Here is a 17,972-nt window from a genome sequence, read left to right on the forward strand (position 1 = left end):
CCATACTACACCTGATAAATAGTAGTCGCAGTTTACACTGCGACTACTACCCTAATCATGTTACCGACGAGACCTTACGATCTGGATGCGTCTAGTTAAATATTCGAGCGGTACACTCCAAACGTGTACCAATCGACAGAATGGAAAGACAACAAACAAAGTCATACCTAAAATCATATGAATTTTGTAGATAAACGATACCCCTTCTAAATTTTTAGATGCCCCTGTTTGGAACGTTACAACATCTTGTGCCCAACTTACGAGCTTCATCATGACACTTCCATCAAGATGGAAAGCAGAAAATGGAATTGTCAGAAGACCAAGCGCTGCCTGGGAAACTAATAGCACTAAAATCAAAATATCCGCAGTCGATGATGTTGCTCTGATCCTTACGTTTGTCAGACGCCGCTTTAAGAGCAGATAACCACCGTACAACGTCATTGCACCAAAGATACCGCCAGCACACATCGCTATGAGTTGTTTTGATTGCAATGATAAGAATGACTCATATACCCAGTGAGGTGTCAGCAAGCCAAAAAAGTGGCCGAAGATGATACCAAGAATGCCAATGTGGAACAGTCCAGATGCCAGCCTCATATTCGAGTTATCAAGTAACTGGCTTGATCCTGCTCGCCAAGTGTACTGCCCATAATCGTAACGAACCCAACTACCAAGTAGAAAAATGGTAACTGCAATATATGGGTATATATCAAAGAAGAAGCTATGAATATAGTTCATTTGTTTGCCTCACCAATTTCAAGGTACTGTGGTACGACTGCATTCTTAAATCGGTTGCTATGAATCGATTGAATTGAACTGGGACATGATTCTCCTCCTAAAAACTTCACCTGCTCTTCCTCCCAAACAGCATCTAACGCAGCGGGTGTTGCATCATCAGCCTCTTTCATAACTTGTGTGCTTATAAGAGCGCTATCGTACTCTGTCATGGATAGATCAATTAGAACCCCAAATAGAACATGATATTTGCTTTCTCTTTTGAGTAGCCTCTCTTTAAGCAACCCCAAGATCGGAGTGATAAAACACAACCCCTCTATAATTTCAGCGTTATTTCTTGTTGAAAGGTATTCCAAGTAAACAGGAAGAAAATCCGGTAATTCTCTTTTGTTAAGAGAAAATCCTGCATCTTCATATTGCTTAAGCAGGTCTACCATTGCTTGTCCGCGATCACGCGACTCACCATGAACATGCTCAAAAAGAAGCAGAGAGGTGGAACGGCCACGGTCGAAGATATCACAATATATTTCTTGGAATGAAAGTAGAGAACGATCAAACGCATATGTTACAAAATCACATATTGATGATTTTTGTGCCGATGTCAGCTCATTACATTCAGCTATGCAATCAAAGATTTCATCCTTGTTTTCCCACAGATCAATATCTGGGTAGTCCAAGAGGATTGATATGATCTTTAAAGATTTCATTTTTTATCCTCACTTGGATTTGTAGATACATTAATGGCATTAATTCTCTGGCTATTAAACAGGTTGTACTTAGTGTCGCTACCTTTACAACCATCACCAAAGCTAAAGCCACACCCTTTAGCTTCAGGAAATGCTTCTCGTGCTAGCTCGCGATGACTGGAAGGAACTACAAAGCGGTCTTCATAGTTAGCTATAGCCAAATAACGATACATTTCCTGCGCTTGGTGTTCAGTTAAACCAACCTGCTCTAATGCGCTGGTATCCACCTTTTTATCTACAGTTTCAGCTCGCTTATAATGACGCATTGCCAACATACGATTCAGTGCACTCTTAACAGGTGCTATATCGCCAGCGGTCAACAGATTCGCCAAATACTGTAAAGGAATTCGCAAGCTAGAAATATCTGGTAGAACACCATCATCACCTAAATAGCCTGCATCTTTGGCTGATTGGATAGGGGAAAGAGGTGGTACATACCATACCATCGGTAACGTGCGATACTCTGGGTGTAATGGGAGTGCAAGCTTCCATTCCATCGCCATCTTGTACACAGGTGACTTCTGAGCAGCATCTAGAACATTTTGAGTGATGCCTTGCTTTAAGGCTTCTTCAATGATAGCAGGATCATGTGGATTTAAGAAAATCTCCAACTGCTTGTTGTATAAATCCTTGTCATTTTCAGTTGATGCTGCTTGCTCAATACGATCTGCATCATAAAGGATTACTCCCAGATATCTAATTCGTCCTACACATGTTTCAGAGCAGACGGTTGGTTGACCAGACTCAATTCTGGGGTAGCAGAAGATACATTTTTCAGATTTACCACTTTTCCAGTTAAAGTAAATCTTCTTGTAGGGGCAACCAGTAAGACACATACGCCAACCACGACATTTGTCTTGGTCAATAAGGACAATGCCATCTTCTTCACGTTTATATATTGCCCCACTAGGGCAAGTAGCCACACATGCAGGATTCAAGCAATGCTCACAAAGCCGAGGGAGATACATCATGAACGTATTTTCAAACTGTCCATACATCTCCTTTTGGATGTGGTTGAAATTGTAGTCTTGTGAACGCTTAGTGAATTCCCCGCCCAAGATTTCTTCCCAGTTTGGGCCATTGTTGATCTTGTCCATACGTTGACCAGTGATCAGTGAACGTGGACGTGCTATTGGCTGATGCGCACCTTGTTTAGCATTATGTAAATGCTCATAGTCAAAGGTGAAAGGCTCATAATAGTCATCAATAGTCGGCATGTCAGGGTTGTTAAAAATCTTGGCTAAAACGCCAATCCGGTTACCCATTCTTGGAACGATTTTTCCATTGATATTTCGAACCCAGCCACCCTTCCATTTATCCTGGTTTTCCCAATCGTTTGGATAGCCCACGCCTGGCTTGCTTTCTACGTTATTAAACCAGGCGTATTCCATTCCCTCGCGACTTGTCCATACGTTCTTACAAGTAACAGAGCAAGTATGACATCCGATGCATTTATCGAGGTTTAGCACCATTCCAATTTGCGCACGAATTTTCATTTTTACTTCTCCCCTGCCTTGTTACTGTACATATTGTCAGCCTGTGTATAGTCATTATTTTCGTCATCAAGCCATTTAACCTGATTCATGCGGCGGACGACAACAAACTCATCACGGTTAGAGCCCACTGTGCCATAATAGTTGAACCCATAAGCCTGATGTGCATATCCGCCAATCATATGAGTTGGTTTAGGGCAGACACGAGTAACGGAGTTATGAATCCCACCACGTTGTCCTGTTATTTCGGAGCCTGGAATATTCACCAGGCGCTCTGAGCGTGATACATCATTACCATTCCAGCAGGGACGCGCTGACTCACCACTGCACGAGCAGTTAATGAACCATTGATATTAAATGCCTCTATCCAGTCGTTATCCTCAATTTTTAGATCTTTAGCATCATCTTCACTTATCCAAACAATTGGCCCACCCCGAGACAGTGTAAGCATCAACAAGTTTTCGCTGTATGTTGAGTGGATACCCCATTTCTGGTGCGGAGTGATCCAGTTCAGAGCTTTCTCTTTGTTACCGTTACCCTTCTTACCCATAATATTTTTAATAGTCTGGGTATTGATTGGTGGTCGATATGAAATGAGACTTTCGCCAAAATCACGCATCCATTGGTGATCCTGATACAGCTGTTGACGACCAGTAATGGTTCGCCATGGAATTAGCTCATGAACGTTTGTATAACCTGCGTTATACGAGACATGCTCGTCTTCCAAACCAGACCATGTTGGGCTAGATATGATTTTTCTCGGCTGAGCCTGAATGTCACGGAAACGAATTTTTTCCTCTTCCTTGTTGATAGCAAGATGTGCATGTTCTCGGCCAGTCAGCTTACTTAATGCATTCCAAGCCTTAACAGCCACATGACCATTAGTCTCTGGGGCTAAAGTAAGAATTACTTCAGCCGCATCAATTGCAGTGTCAATCTTTGGCCGCCCAGCATTCGCGCCATCATGGTGTGTGTAGTTAAGTTTTTTAAGAAGGTCTACTTCGGTTTCTGTGTTCCAATTAATACCCTTGCCACCATTTCCTTGCTTATCAAGGAGTGGACCTAACGATGTAAATCTTGCGTAGGTGTTAGGATAATCGCGCTCAACGGTCATTATATGTGGTGCAGTTTTTCCTGGAATGAGATCACATTCACCCAATTTCCAGTCTTTTACTTCAAACGCTTGGGCTATTTCTGCTGGAGAGTCATGCTGCATTGGCAATGTAACCACATCGGTTTCAACGCCAAGATGTCCTTTACAGAGCTCAGAAAACGCTTTTGCAATTGCCTTATAAATTTCCCAGTCGGATTTTGCTTCCCAGGCTGGATCTACAGCTGCTGACAATGGATGGATGAATGGATGCATATCCGAGGTATTCATATCATCTTTTTCATACCAGGTTGCAGTAGGCAACACGATGTCTGAAAACAGACAGGTACTCGACATCCGAAAATCTAGAGTCACAACGAGATCAAGCTTGCCTTGGGTTGGGGTATCTTTCCAATCAACTTCAGATGGTTTGCTATCACTGAATGAGCCGAGATCTTTTCCTTGAATGCCATGTTCTGTGCCCAACAGGTACTTGAGCATGTATTCATGACCTTTACCTGAAGACCCAAGAAGATTTGATCTCCAAATAAACATATTGCGTGGATAATGATCTTCGGGACACTCAGCAGCAAAACGAATACTGCCGTCCTTCAGCGAGTTAACCGTGAACTCTACAGGGCTTACCCCAAGCGCTTTTGCCTGTTCAGCAATACTCAGTGGATTAGTATTCAGCTGAGGGCTTGAAGGAAGCCAACCCAGCCGCTCTGCTTTCACGTTCATATCAATGAGATGCTTACTATATTTACTTGCATCAGCTAAAGGTGAAAGCAATTCTTGGGCATCTAACTTCTCATATCGCCATTGACTAGAGTGGTTATAGAAGAAAGACGTCCCATTCATGTGGCGTGGAGGCTTTTGCCAATCTAGGCCAAATGCCAACGGTTGCCAGCCCGTCTGGGGACGAAGCTTCTCTTGCCCTACGTAGTGAGCCCATCCACCACCGCTCTGTCCTACGCAACCACAGAATACCAGCATGTTAATCAAACCACGGTAATTCATATCCATGTGATACCAGTGGTTCATGCCTGCACCAACGATGATCATTGAGCGCCCATGTGTTTTGGCTGCATTGTCAGCAAACTCACGAGCGATGCGGATAATCTCATCTTGTGGTACACCCGTTATTTTTTCTGCCCAAGCGGGTGAATATGCCTTCACTTCCTTATAGGTATGTGCGCTGCTAGGGTCATCAAACCCTCTTTCTACACCATAGTTAGCCACGGTGAGATCGTAGACGGTGGTCACAAATTCTTGGCTTCCATCTGCCAACACGATGGATTTAGCTGGAATTTTTCTTCTGATAACTTCTTCTAATTCAACAGGTGTGAAATGCTCACTTTCCAATCCACCAAAATATGGGAAAGCCACCTCAACTAAATGTTGAGGTTCCTTTATTCCAACAGACAAAGTGACTGGTGTCTTGGACTGCCCAGCGGTCTCTTCAAGATTCCACTTTCCATCCTCTCCCCATCTATAGCCAATCGACCCTTGTGGCGCGACCAGATCACCAGAAACCTCATCAATCGCTATGGTCTTCCATTCAGGGTTGTTCTGTTCACCTATGTTATTGACCAAATCTGATGCTCTCAGGAAGCGTCCTGCTTCATAGCTACCATCTGGTCGTTTGGTCAATCTGACCAACATCGGAAAATCGGTATATTTCCTTGCGTAACTAACAAAATATTCATTTTTATGTTGAACGTGGAACTCGTTCAAAATGACATGGCCCATAGCCAATGCTAACGCGCTGTCTGTACCTTGTTTGGGGTTAAGCCAGTGATCACAAAGCTTAGCTACTTCAGCATAATCTGGAGTTATGGCGACAGTTTTGGTGCCTTTGTATCTAACTTCAGTAAAGAAGTGAGCATCAGGAGTACGAGTCTGAGGAATATTTGAGCCCCAGGCTATGATGTATGAGGAGTTGTACCAATCTGCTGACTCTGGTACGTCTGTTTGCTCTCCCCAAGTCATCGGTGATGCGGGAGGAAGATCACAATACCAGTCATAGAAGCTAAGGCAAGAGCCACCGATGAGCGATAAATATCTTGCACCTGCGGCATAGGAAACCATAGACATCGCTGGAATTGGTGAGAAGCCAACAACGCGATCTGGGCCGTGCTCTTTTACGGTGTAAACGTTTGCCGCTCCAATGATCTCATTAACTTCATTCCAGGTGCTACGAACAAAACCGCCTCTACCTCGGGCAGCCTTATACTTTTTGGATACATTCTGATCGGAAGCAATCGCACCCCATGCTAGAACAGGGTCTTTGTGCTTACTTTTTGCGTCTCGCCAAAGCTCAATCAACGCTTTCCTGACCATTGGGTACTTCAGTCGATTGGCGCTGTACAGATACCACGAGTAGCTTGCCCCTCTTGGGCAGCCGCGAGGCTCATGGTTTGGGAGATCTGGCCTTGTCCTAGGGTAATCAGTTTGCTGCGTTTCCCATGTAACCAAGCCGTTTTTTACATAGATTTTCCAACTACATGAACCAGTACAGTTCACGCCATGTGTTGAGCGTACAATTTTGTCATGTTGCCAGCGGTCTCTGTAACCATCTTCCCAATCTCTGTTCGTATTGTACGTTTGGCCGTGTTCACCAGAAAACTTTTCACCTAATGTCTTTAAATAGTTAAACCTGTCAAGAAACTTGCTCATTTTACTGCTCCATATGCATATGCATTAATAGTAACATTCTATTTATTGAGTTCTTTTCCATATACAAACCATGTTATTAGCCCACAAATAACATAGAAGACTAAAAAAGCTTTCATCGCATTAATTGGTGTTCCGCTGAGAGCTATTGATAAGCCGAATGCGTTTGGAATAAAGAAACCACCAATTGCACCTATTGCTGAGATGAACCCTAATGCTGTTGCTGTATCATTTGCTGATTTTTTTAAGGCTTGAGCTTCTGAATCATATCGCTGTAGATTCCTTTTTATCATCATCCCCCTAAACAAAACGGCGATCATTTGAAATGTAGAACCACTCCCAACTCCTGCGCATGAGAACAAAGCCATAAAGACAGCTAGAAAATAGGTGAAGTTGCCATGCCCTGCATCTGATGGAAGAGTTGAAAACAAAACCGCAACTAACGTAGCCATTAAGCAAAAGCTAACAAAGGTGACTTTAACACCGCCCAGCTTATCTGATAAAACGCCACCAACTGGCCTCATCAATGCGCCGAATAATGGCCCTATGAAAGCATATTTCATTATTTCAATATCAGGGAATTGAGTTTTAGCGAGCATTGCAAACCCCGCAGAGAATCCAATGAATGAACCAAAGGCAGCCAAATATAAAACACTCATAATCCAAAGATGTTTTTGTTTTAACACTACCCATTGCTCTTTAAACGAGGCTTTGGGTGCTGCAATATCATTCATAAAATGCCACGCTGCAATACTCAATATCAATATTACTGGCATCCATATTAAGGGTGCATTGCTGAGCCATATTGATGCATCAGGATTTCCTTGACCTAAACCGAAAGGGCCAAAGATATTTACAGAAATTACGATAGGTACAAGCATCTGCATGACACTGACACCCAAGTTACCTAGCCCCCCATTTAAACCAAGAGCCTTTCCTTGTTGAGTTTTTGGATAAAACAAGCTGATGTTAGCCATACTAGATGCAAAGTTGGCACCACCAAACCCACATAACAAAGAGATTATTAGAAATGTTGAATACGGCGTTGTGGTGTCTTGCAATGCAATGGTCAACCATGACATAGGTATCATAAGCAACAAGGTACTGAATGCTGTCCATCTCCGGCCACCAAAAACTGGGATCACAAATGAGTAAGGAATCCGTCCTAAAGCTCCAGTAAGTGACGGGAGTGCAGTCAGCAGAAACAGCTGGTCTGTTGTAAAGGTGAAACCAGCTAAAGGCAAGTTCATTGCTACTACGCTGAATATCATCCACACAGAGAATGAGATCAGTAGACAAGGGATAGATATCAGTAGGTTTCTTCTGGCAATATGAGAACCATTCTCAATCCAAAAGCACTTGTCATCAGGATTCCAGTCAACGAGCGTTTTGCTGTTATTTCTTTTATTTGTGTGACTGTCTTCACATCCATCTTTGTATTTTTGATATATGGACATTTTGCTCACCGGTTAGTGTTGGGGTACACAATTTCCAATAAACAATTTAAATGGATATTTTTTATTGACTTAGATCAACTGAACATATGTATTACAAATGATGAATATTTCGATAACTACCTACTACAGGGGGGGGCGGGTTGAAATTAACCACAACAAAATCATGCACTTAGCTTCAACAAGACTTTCTTTATCATGAGCTGGCTAATGTCTGGAATATTGTAGGTATTTACTTTGAGGTATTTTTATTAGGGTATCTAAAAGGTATAAACATCAGTAGTGACAATCTTAGGAAGTGTCAAATTCGTGAACATACTATTGAAGTATTGGAAGAAACTGTCTATTACAATTTCTATAACGTCAATTATATGTACACTATGCCTCATATCTATATTTAATATGAGTGCATCGATTTATTTGTCATCAAGCATCCAAGGGAATGCATATGTGATAAATAGTATTGGTTCAATTAGAATGAAAGTCTATGCACTCCTCTCAGGAACACTGTCTGTTGATGAAAAAGTGCAAGCGGTTAATAGCGTTGAATCAATTCTGCATGATCCTTTTTTTATTAACACGGCTGAAAAGCACAACCTTAATAAAGAATACATACAACTCAACAGTTTGTGGGATCCAAAATTAAAAAACATTCTTTCCCACTTAAAATCTGGTGATGTAGCAACACCATTAAGCATTAACCGCTCTAAAGAGTTTATTAGTTTGCTACAGAAGATAATCAAAAGCATTGAGAACAAAACAGAATCTAAGATCGTAGTGATTAATGGCCTTCAAAAAGCATCTTCTTTAATTGTTATATTGTTTTCCTTCATCGCAATTTATAGCTTAAATAAGCGTTTCTTTAGACCGTGGTCAAAATTATTGTTAATGGCTAAAAACATTCAGCATGGTGATTTTAGTTCAAAATTTGATTCTGAATCACATGATTACCGCGATGAGATGTGGCAGCTTGGCAATGCATTAAACAATATGTCAGAGGTTGTTAAGCATACCTACAGCGATCTGGAACAGATGGTAGCTGAAAAAACGCATAAACTTAACTTGCAGAATTTGCATTTAGAATTCCTTTATCGCAGTTGTAGATTATTTCAAAATCAAGAATTCAACTGCAAAGTTTTAGCTCCTTTCATGAAAGAATTAATCGGATACACTGGGGCTGGAAAAATAAAAGTATATATTCATGATCCACATAAAAATTCGGTCAAACATTTATACACCTTTGGTGAGAACGTGAGGCCATTACATTGTGCCTCTATGCGTTGCTCATTATGTATTAATAATGCAGATGTCACATCCCCTATTGAGAGTGAATATAATAATAGGTTATGGAACATTGGAGATGCGCATAATGATTATGGTTACATAGAATTTTTCTTTTCAAATGAAGTCACTATATTACATGATACAGAACAATTAATATTTGCATTTTGCAACTTGCTGTCTCAATCCTTATCTCTTTACTACAAAGAGCAACAACAACAACAACTATTATTATTTAAAGAAAGAAACACAATTGCTCAAACACTTCATGATTCGATAGCACAGTCTTTATCATACTTAAAGATAAAGATTAGCCTTCTTCAAAGGGATCCAATCATCATTAGTTCTTCTCAGGTTGATAATGTTTCAGAGATGAGGTGTGAGTTAAATGAAGCTTACTCAAACATCAGAAAACTAATTTCTACTTTTAGAATTCCATATAAGAAAATCGAAACGTTAATTTTATTAAAAGATGCGATAGCAATATTTAATGACACATATGGTTTTAACATTAGGTTGGAATATAAAGATTTTTATGAAGACTATTCGCATGAGCAGGAAATACTCATACTGAACTTCTTCAATAAATTATTCGAATGTTTAAGGATAAGTATGCCTCCATCACGGATTGAGCTGCATATAAAATCCCTAGCTGAATATGTCATTATCATCCTGAAGGGTGAAGCTGAGTTCGAGGATTCAATATCGAGCTTAGTTGTTTTTCTAAAATCAGAAAATATTTCATTCATTAATGAACGGACGCAAGTGAAAATTGATCTTCACGTAGTTTGAGGAACACACATGGAAAAAGCTTTAACAACCAACGCAGATGTTTTTTCAATTTTACTAATTGATGATCATCCTGTCCTACGGAGCGGGATTAAGCAACTTTTACGTACAAATCCCTTTTTAACTATTGTAGCTGAAGCCAGTACAGGACAAGATGGTGTTCAGCTAGCATTAGATTATGAACCTGACTTAATTTTGTTAGATCTTAATATGCCTGAGTTTAGTGGTATAGACACATTAAAGTCATTACGAGCGCATAATGTATCTAGCAGAATCGTAATCTTCACAGTATCAGATTATGAAGATGATGTTTCGGATGCTATACTTGCTGGAGCAGATGGTTATCTACTCAAAGACATGGAACCTGAAGACCTGATTAGCTCGATTGAACAGGCGTGCATGGGAAAGCTTGTGATAAGCCCAAAACTAACTGCAATCCTTATTGAAAGTATGCAGTCAAGAAGAAAAAACCGCCTTAAAGACAAAAATCTCCAAGTGTTAAGCCATCGCGAAATAGATGTTTTGAAATTTATTGCTCAAGGCTTGCCTAATAAGGTTATATCAAGACGTTTATTTATTTCTGAAGGAACAGTTAAAGTTCATGTAAAAAACATTCTTAAAAAATTAAATCTTCATTCAAGAATTGAAGTTGCAGTGTGGGTTCATAATGAGAAGATTATTTTCGACTAGTAGTGATAACTATTGCGTTATTTAATCATTTGCAGAAATAAAGCGTCACCGAAAAGTGGCGCTTTAATAGCTATCACTCTAATGTGAAAGGCCAGGAAGGATTTCCAATAGATAACGGCGCTGTTCTAATGGTGTGTTGCTTGTCCAAAAATCGAAAATCACATGAGCTAGCAATGGCATTAAGAGAAGTAAAACACACAACATTGCAAGCAGTTTCTTTGCTGAAACCTTTTTATTCGCAGTACCAAAATGAATCGCATTAGCTTGTTTTGGGCATGCAGAGATACAAGTTAAACAGTTTGTACACTCAATATTTCTGACAGATATAAGTTCATTAACCTGTATCCTTGATGGACATGCTCTACTGCATTTATCACAATCGTATCCCTTGCTTCGTAAACAGCTGCTGGAAGACCTGCGAATACGTAATGGTGTCAGAAGTCCTAACAAGGCAAGCCATCCACCATAAGGGCATAGGTATCTACAGAAGCCTTGCTTGAAAAACATCGTGATACATAATACCCAGGCAACAAAAATGCCTGATATGAAGTTCAAGTTGAAAAAGAAGGCTCCCATTTTCATGTCAGCAGCTTGGTGATACTGGCTCATCAAGTACCCTGGCAGTGCAACATTTGGAACAGCAAGAATAACTATGAACATCAGAAATGATAGAACTAGACATTTCTGAGACCTGAGCAGTAGGTCTAACCATTTTGGCGGAGTCCACTCACCAGGTAGCAGCAAATTTCGAAAATGATGCAGCCATTCACCGACAACCCCAAGAGGGCAAAACCATGAGCAGAAGGCACGACCTAAAATGAGTCCAGATAAGGAAATAACCAAGACTGTGATTGTTGCAGCTGGATGGTGGTAATCAGTAATGCCCAAACTCAACAACGCCCGCAAGCCAAGACCGCCCGCTATAGGTAGAAAGCCATCTACGATATCAGGTCTAGACAGCCAAGGTAGGTCACCCTGGTGGAGTTGAAAAATATAAACGCCATACTGTATTGTTACAAATCCCCACGATATAACTAAGAAATATCTAACTAAACTACGAAGTTGTTGATCACTTGAATCATAAAATGCGGATATTAATTTATATCTATAAAGCATACCAATAGCGACAGCAAACACGATTAAACTACTTAGTGGTGGCTTGGCTGCTACCGTCAACCATACAGCAGCGGTTAGCATCATGAACAGCTGCCAAGACCAGCCTGAACGCTCATGCCACTGGAACAACAACAGATACACCAAGCCACTCAGCATGGTTATGGTTTCAATCCCACTCATCTAGCCAACTCCCATCGCAAAAACAGCCAATCATAAACAACATTACAGTTATTCATTTTGATCTGGATGGGCAGTTGGCCTAGTTTGTGGCGATGACCAGATTGTAATTTATTCTCTTGTCTTAATGAGTGGGGTGTCTGAGCTTACGTTTTCAGCCCAAAAATGGATATTGAATCTAGCATCTTCAGACAGTTCAACCCTGTGCCAATACTGAGGTGGGCTGGTTGCAAACTCTCCGGCTCGGATTACAAGCGTAATTTCAGGTATCTCCGCTGTTTCATCAGCAAAACCGTAATATGTTACCGTCCCCTCCATTACACATAACTGACCGAATACGCCAGCAGCTGTATTGTGATGGGTTAATAGAGCCTGTGGTACGTTTTCATTTGTAAAGAATGGGGTTGAACGGCGAACAACCCAATGAGCTGGTATACTATGCAGTAGCGACATGTTTTATCCTTAATAATCTATGAAATTAAGTAAGGCTGAGCATATGCTCAGCCAGCAATTATTCATCTAGAAAGAAGGCGTAGAAGTGGGAATGCAGCTCCCATTTGGTCTCCACCTACGACAAAGCCGCACATTTCACCATCCTCGCTGCGAGCTTCTGCGACCATTCCATTTTTATTCCACTTAAACTGCCATGAAAGGTCTGTACCTTTTGTTCTACCAGCTAACTGCAAAGGATATTGAAGTGTTTTTACCTTCACTAGCATTGGAGGAAGCGTTAGTGGTGTTGGCTTACCAATCAGAGTTTTAGATAATGCATTGGCACCGAGAACAATTGGCTGCAAAAAGGGGCGTAATTCACCTTTCCACTCAACGCAATCGCCAAGCGCATAAATGTGCTCACTCGATGTTCTCAGGTATTCATCCACTACAATTCCACGCCTTACAGCCAGTCCCGCATTCATCGCTAAGGATAGATTCGGTTGTAGACCTATAGCTGAAATGACAAGATCCTGTTCACTGAAACTGCTGTCAGTGAGCTCTATCGTAAAGGATTCGTTGGCATCTCCTCTTTGTATCGACTTGATACCTCGACCAAGTTTTAGGTCAACCCCCTGCTCCCGTAAGGCTTGCAGTAACGGTTGACTCAATGCAGCTGGCATTAATGTACTTAGGGGGCTGTCCGCCAGATCTACAAGCGTCACAATTCGGTCTTGGCCCACCATATCCATAGCCAACTCACAGCCGATCAAACCTGCTCCGAGTACCATAATGCGTTTTGCATTCTTAATTAATTGTTCGGCATTGGCATAATCATTTTGGCTATTGAGGGTTACCATTTTATCCGAGTTGGGAACGGGAGGCAGTATAGAACTGGCCCCAGTTGCCAGCACTAGCTGGCCATAAGAAAAATCGCCATTATTTGTGTGTACCATTTTGTTATTCGGACTAATGCTATGCACAATCGTATTAGGTGACAGAATGATACGTTGCTGTTCAGCAAATTGAGCCCCCGTCAACTTTGTCATTGCGCTGGCGGTGTAGCCACGACTGACCACATGACTCAAGTCCGGCTTGTTATATTCATTGCCATTGTCAGCAGTAATAAGACGGATCGGTCTTTCACCATCTAATTTACGCAAGCTTTTTACCAACTGCTGAGCGGCAAAGCCGCTACCGATGATGACTATATCCTGGCTGGAACCAGCATAATGCTCATTTAATGCGCTCATACACATGCCTCCACTGCGCATGGTTCGAATACCTCCTTGCCGATGCCGCAGCCAGGGCAAAGGAAACTCTCCGGTACAAGGCTCCAGGGAGTGCCAGCCGCAACCAATTGATCCGGTTCACCTAAGGTGGGGTCATAAACCCACTGGCAGACTGTGCAAAGCATTGCTTGCTCATCGTCTACTCCGGCTACAACTGACTGGGTGGTCTCCTCTACAGGGGAGATATCAACAGTGAGTGGCACTTGATGGGCTGCTTTTTCTGGGCGAGGCACCTCAATAGGATGTAACGCCCATTGACGAGCGAGCTGGCGTCCATGCTCGCGGCATTCTGCCAGTGCAGAACCATCTGGTCGCCATTTGGCTTTCAGAGAGATGCTGATATCAAAGCCTGCATCCATCAGTCGGGTCTGGATACGATCTACTGCACCACCAGTCCAGCCGTAACTGCCGAATGCAGAAGCGCGCTTGTTTCTAAAGCGCAGGCCAGTTATCTCCTCCAGCATGCCTGCCACCTTAGGCATCATGACGTTGTTCATTGTGGATGAGCCCACGAGTATTCCCTTGGAGCGGAACACTTGTGTCAGGATCTCGTTCTTATCGTGGCGGGCTACGTTGTAGATCTTGACTGCGACCCCAGGGTCAACTTCGTGAATACCCTGTGCGATGGCATCGGCCATCATACGGGTGTTGTTTGACATCGAGTCATAGAACAGGGTGATACGATCTTCTTGGTAGTGGTCTGCCCACTCCAGATACTTGAGAATAATTTGGGTCGGATCCTCACGCCAGACAATACCGTGGGAGGTTGCCACCATGCTTACTGGCAGGTTGAATCCAAGCACCTCTTTGATTTTAGCTGTCACAAGTGGGCTGAATGGGGTGAGGATATTTGCGTAGTACCGTTGGCACTGCTCCATCAATTCGGTTTGATCTACTTCGTCATTGAACAGATGCTCATCACAATAGTGTTGACCGAAGGCATCGTTAGAAAACAACACTGCGTCCTCAGTCATGTAGGTCATCATGCTGTCGGGCCAGTGCAGCATAGGTGTTTCAATGAACACCAGCTGCTTGCCATTACCGATGTCGAGACTGTCGCCTGTTTTGACTGGATGGAAGTTCCATTCAGGATGATGATGGTGTCCCGTGATTGAGTCGATAGCGTTGTGAGTGCAGTAAATCGGAGTGCCTGGGATACGAGCCATCAATTCGGTCAGTGCCCCTGCGTGATCTTCCTCAGCATGGTTGATCACCACATAATCGATAAGGTTAAGGTCGATCTCTGCTGCAAGGTTTTGAACGAACTCTCGGCTGAACTTATGATCGACTGTATCAATCAGCACGTTCTTCCCTTCACGGATGAGATAGCTGTTGTAGCTCGTCCCCTTGTTTGTCTTGTACTCAGTACCATGAAAATCTCGAACTTCCCAGTCCCGTTGGCCGACCCAGTGAATGTTGTTTTTGACATGAATGGTCATCTGGCAATTCCTCAGTATGTAATAGTTGGTATTTCTTGATATCAACTATTGCAGCTAACATGCCAACTCATAACTCATTGTTTTTATGAGGCTTAGTTTATTTTCTTGTTAAAATGACATAGTATTGATATTGTTTAAATGACAGCATTAATGTCATTTGGACACTAACAATGATTTCGACAGACAGTTTGGCTCGTATTGCTATAGACATACAGCTGGGGATTTCACATCAAGACAGATTCCACCGCCTTATCCAGAGTATTCGCAGCCTACTGAACTCAGATGCGTCAGCCTTGCTACGATACGAAGGAGGCCAGTTCATCCCACTCGCCATCGATGGCTTAATGCAGGACGTATTAGGACGCCGTTTCGCCATCAAGGAGCACCCACGCATGGAGGCAATTGCCCGTGCTGGTGACGTAGTACGCTTTCCGGCAGATAGTAGCTTGCCAGACCCCTATGATGGCTTGATCCCTGATCATGCAGAATTTAAGGTGCATGCTTGTGTTGGTTTGCCTCTGTTCTCCGATCAAGTCTTGATTGGTGCATTGACCATAGATGGAATGAATCCTGCTCAGTTTGATGACATTAGCGATGAAGAGTTGCGTTTAATTGGTGCGCTAGCGGCAGCGGCGTTAAGTAACTCATTACTACTAGAGCGTTTAGCTCGCCAGAGCAGTGAGCCATTAATACCTTCAACACCAACAGGTGCAGATAGGTTCGAGATAATCGGGCATTCTCAGGCGATGCAGCAGCTAAAGCATGAGGTAGATATAGTTGCTAATACTGATTTAAACGTCCTGATTTTGGGCGAAACGGGTGTAGGTAAGGAGTTAATAGCAAAAGCTGTACATCTTGGCTCGCCACGTGCAGATCGCAAATTGGTATATCTCAATTGCGCAGCCCTACCGGAATCCGTAGCAGAGAGTGAACTATTTGGGCATGTAAAGGGAGCGTTTACAGGCGCTATTCATAATCGTGCGGGTAAATTTGAATTAGCGGATAAGGGCACGTTGTTCCTGGATGAAGTTGGTGAATTATCCTTATCATTGCAGGCAAAATTGCTACGTGTCATTCAATATGGAGACTTGCAGCGCATTGGTGATGATACCCCACTGAAAGTCAATGTACGTGTGCTTGCTGCAACGAACCGAGACTTGAAGAAAGCAGTCATCGATGGCAAGTTTCGAGCAGACCTCTATCATCGCCTGAGTGTTTTCCCTATACATGTACCAGCCTTGAGAGATAGAGAGGATGATATCTCCTTGTTGGCTGGCTACTTTTGCGAGTGCTGTCGAGTGAGTATGGGGTTAGAGCAACTGCGGATCCAACCTCAAGCACTGCATCTTTTGAAGGGCTATGACTGGCCTGGTAATGTGCGCGAACTGGAGCATGCCATTCATCGTGGTGCCGTATTGGCTAGAGCAGAGCAACGAAGTCCGGTTCTGACGCTTGCAACCCATCATTTCAGTATAGCTATGCCACCAATGCCTCAATCTAGTATAAGCCCTGCCGAAAATATTGATGGCTTCACCACTAACCAAATGGGTTTGAGAGCATCAACTGATGCATTTCAGTCTGCGCTAATTACGAAGGTGCTAGCAGATCATAATGATAATTGGGCTGCAACAGCACGAGCCTTAGATATTGATTGTGGTAATTTACACCGCCTAGCCAAGCGGTTGGGACTGAAGTAAATATCAGTATTTTTTACATTTTTGAAATTTCGATTTGAAATCAGAGCATTAATAATATAATAGAGCCCTAGTTATGGACAACATTGAATCAAACAGACCACCATCGCCACTAAAAACTTTATTGATTGATGATCATTCCATTCTACGCAGTGGAATAAAAGAGCTTTTATCTACAGATCCTGACATTAAAGTCGTTGCAGAAGCAGGTGATGGCCAACAAGGGCTAGAGCTGGCTATTACTTACGAGCCGGATGTAATAATATTAGATCTTGATATGCCCATACTGAACGGTCTTGAAACGTTAAAAAAAATAAAGGCACATGGGCTGAAATGCAAAGTCATAATTTTCACATGTTCCGACCTTGAAATGGATGTAATTGAGACTTTCAGGGCAGGAGCAGATGGATATTTGCTCAAAGACATAGAGCCATCTGATTTTATAATGTCAATAAGATCAATTTATTCTATTTCATTTGTGGCGAGCCCTTCAATATTAAAGATTTGTAATTCAGATCATTATATTAAGCAATCAAAAAAAGCAGCTAACTCGATAAATTCTTTAAGCCATAGAGAGATAGATGTGCTAAAGCTTATGTCAAACGGCTTTTCAAACAAGCTAATCGCTCAAGAATTATTTATATCTGTAGGAACAGTCAAAATTCACGTGAAAAATATACTAAAAAAATTAAGCTTGAAATCAAGAGTGGAAGTGGCAGTGTGGGCACATAATCGAACTATAAACTAGGTGTATGGGATAGCTCCCTATATTTCCTATAAAATATCACATCATATGTATGCCTTGTATTGGGTTAAGAAGAAATCACCACTTGGCATACATAATATTATGCACCAAGTGATGATTTAT

General features: G+C 42.2%; 14 protein-coding genes. 4 read left to right on the forward strand and 10 right to left on the reverse strand.

What is annotated here, in order from left to right; translation table 11 throughout:
- Positions 1–60 precede the first annotated feature (60 nt).
- The 6 genes from narI to ACTG1P_RS06550 are packed head-to-tail and all read right to left on the reverse strand — an operon-like array spanning position 61 to position 8,197.
- Entirely contained in the window at positions 61–738 is a 678-nt protein-coding gene (gene narI, locus ACTG1P_RS06525) for a respiratory nitrate reductase subunit gamma (protein WP_042084594.1), read from the reverse strand.
- Positions 735–1,442, reverse strand: coding sequence for a nitrate reductase molybdenum cofactor assembly chaperone (gene narJ, locus ACTG1P_RS06530; protein WP_042024867.1), 708 nt, complete (start codon positions 1,440–1,442; stop codon positions 735–737). Before narJ ends, narI begins: the two co-directional genes overlap by 4 nt.
- Positions 1,439–2,977, reverse strand: coding sequence for a nitrate reductase subunit beta (gene narH / locus ACTG1P_RS06535; protein ID WP_042084597.1), 1,539 nt, complete (start codon positions 2,975–2,977; stop codon positions 1,439–1,441). The genes narJ and narH overlap by 4 nt, the downstream gene beginning before the upstream one ends.
- 2 nt (positions 2,978–2,979) lie before the next feature.
- Positions 2,980–3,240, reverse strand: a complete 261-nt coding sequence (locus ACTG1P_RS06540; protein ID WP_440000819.1) for a hypothetical protein — start codon at positions 3,238–3,240, stop codon at positions 2,980–2,982.
- On the reverse strand, positions 3,237–6,743 hold the full coding sequence (locus ACTG1P_RS06545; protein ID WP_440000820.1) for a nitrate reductase subunit alpha: 3,507 nt from the start codon (positions 6,741–6,743) through the stop codon (positions 3,237–3,239). Before ACTG1P_RS06545 ends, ACTG1P_RS06540 begins: the two co-directional genes overlap by 4 nt.
- A gap of 38 nt (positions 6,744–6,781) precedes the next feature.
- On the reverse strand, positions 6,782–8,197 hold the full coding sequence (locus ACTG1P_RS06550; RefSeq protein WP_042024865.1) for a NarK family nitrate/nitrite MFS transporter: 1,416 nt from the start codon (positions 8,195–8,197) through the stop codon (positions 6,782–6,784).
- 447 nt (positions 8,198–8,644) lie between these two features.
- Here ACTG1P_RS06550 and ACTG1P_RS06555 point away from each other — a divergent pair, with 447 nt between their 5' ends.
- Together ACTG1P_RS06555 and narL are read left to right on the forward strand one after the other, a co-directional pair.
- Positions 8,645–10,267, forward strand: coding sequence for a histidine kinase (locus ACTG1P_RS06555; RefSeq protein ID WP_159143394.1), 1,623 nt, complete (start codon positions 8,645–8,647; stop codon positions 10,265–10,267).
- Positions 10,268–10,276: 9 nt separating this feature from the next.
- Positions 10,277–10,954 carry a two-component system response regulator NarL gene (gene narL / locus ACTG1P_RS06560; protein ID WP_017408671.1) on the forward strand — a complete coding sequence of 226 codons (678 nt, stop codon included), beginning with the start codon at positions 10,277–10,279 and terminating at the stop codon, positions 10,952–10,954.
- A 78-nt stretch (positions 10,955–11,032) separates the two neighbouring features.
- On the opposite strand, the gene ACTG1P_RS06565 is transcribed toward narL, so the two are convergent.
- The 4 genes from ACTG1P_RS06565 to norV form a co-directional block, all read right to left on the reverse strand.
- Positions 11,033–12,250 carry a 4Fe-4S binding protein gene (locus tag ACTG1P_RS06565; protein ID WP_080768713.1) on the reverse strand — a complete coding sequence of 406 codons (1,218 nt, stop codon included), beginning with the start codon at positions 12,248–12,250 and terminating at the stop codon, positions 11,033–11,035.
- Positions 12,251–12,358: 108 nt separating this feature from the next.
- Positions 12,359–12,700: a DUF1971 domain-containing protein gene (locus ACTG1P_RS06570; RefSeq protein WP_017408673.1), complete on the reverse strand. Its 342-nt coding sequence runs from the start codon at positions 12,698–12,700 to the stop codon at positions 12,359–12,361.
- A 62-nt stretch (positions 12,701–12,762) separates the two neighbouring features.
- Positions 12,763–13,932, reverse strand: coding sequence for an NADH:flavorubredoxin reductase NorW (gene norW / locus ACTG1P_RS06575; protein ID WP_042024864.1), 1,170 nt, complete (start codon positions 13,930–13,932; stop codon positions 12,763–12,765).
- The gene (norV, locus tag ACTG1P_RS06580) at positions 13,929–15,410 is read right to left on the reverse strand and encodes an anaerobic nitric oxide reductase flavorubredoxin (RefSeq protein WP_440000821.1); all 1,482 of its coding nucleotides are present in this window, start codon (positions 15,408–15,410) and stop codon (positions 13,929–13,931) included. The genes norW and norV overlap by 4 nt, the downstream gene beginning before the upstream one ends.
- A 170-nt stretch (positions 15,411–15,580) precedes the next feature.
- Here norV and norR point away from each other — a divergent pair, with 170 nt between their 5' ends.
- On the forward strand, positions 15,581–17,107 hold the full coding sequence (gene norR / locus ACTG1P_RS06585) for a nitric oxide reductase transcriptional regulator NorR (protein ID WP_082037433.1): 1,527 nt from the start codon (positions 15,581–15,583) through the stop codon (positions 17,105–17,107).
- 73 nt (positions 17,108–17,180) lie between these two features.
- Entirely contained in the window at positions 17,181–17,852 is a 672-nt protein-coding gene (locus tag ACTG1P_RS06590; RefSeq protein WP_080768714.1) for a response regulator, read from the forward strand.
- Positions 17,853–17,972 lie beyond the last annotated feature (120 nt).

The organism is Aeromonas sp. 11P (assembly GCF_051920165.1).
GTDB lineage: Bacteria > Pseudomonadota > Gammaproteobacteria > Enterobacterales > Aeromonadaceae > Aeromonas > Aeromonas veronii.

Bases quoted from the DNA above. Each gene is read 5' to 3' on its own strand.
- narI (WP_042084594.1), bottom strand. From the start codon at position 738: ATGAACTATATTCATAGCTTCTTCTTTGATATATACCCATATATTGCA.
- narJ (WP_042024867.1), bottom strand. From the start codon at position 1,442: ATGAAATCTTTAAAGATCATATCAATCCTCTTGGACTACCCAGATATT.
- narH (WP_042084597.1), bottom strand. From the start codon at position 2,977: ATGAAAATTCGTGCGCAAATTGGAATGGTGCTAAACCTCGATAAATGC.
- ACTG1P_RS06545 (WP_440000820.1), bottom strand. From the start codon at position 6,743: ATGAGCAAGTTTCTTGACAGGTTTAACTATTTAAAGACATTAGGTGAA.
- ACTG1P_RS06550 (WP_042024865.1), bottom strand. From the start codon at position 8,197: ATGTCCATATATCAAAAATACAAAGATGGATGTGAAGACAGTCACACA.
- narL (WP_017408671.1), top strand. From the start codon at position 10,277: ATGGAAAAAGCTTTAACAACCAACGCAGATGTTTTTTCAATTTTACTA.
- ACTG1P_RS06565 (WP_080768713.1), bottom strand. From the start codon at position 12,250: ATGAGTGGGATTGAAACCATAACCATGCTGAGTGGCTTGGTGTATCTG.
- ACTG1P_RS06570 (WP_017408673.1), bottom strand. From the start codon at position 12,700: ATGTCGCTACTGCATAGTATACCAGCTCATTGGGTTGTTCGCCGTTCA.
- norW (WP_042024864.1), bottom strand. From the start codon at position 13,932: ATGAGCGCATTAAATGAGCATTATGCTGGTTCCAGCCAGGATATAGTC.
- norV (WP_440000821.1), bottom strand. From the start codon at position 15,410: ATGACCATTCATGTCAAAAACAACATTCACTGGGTCGGCCAACGGGAC.
- norR (WP_082037433.1), top strand. From the start codon at position 15,581: ATGATTTCGACAGACAGTTTGGCTCGTATTGCTATAGACATACAGCTG.
- ACTG1P_RS06590 (WP_080768714.1), top strand. From the start codon at position 17,181: ATGGACAACATTGAATCAAACAGACCACCATCGCCACTAAAAACTTTA.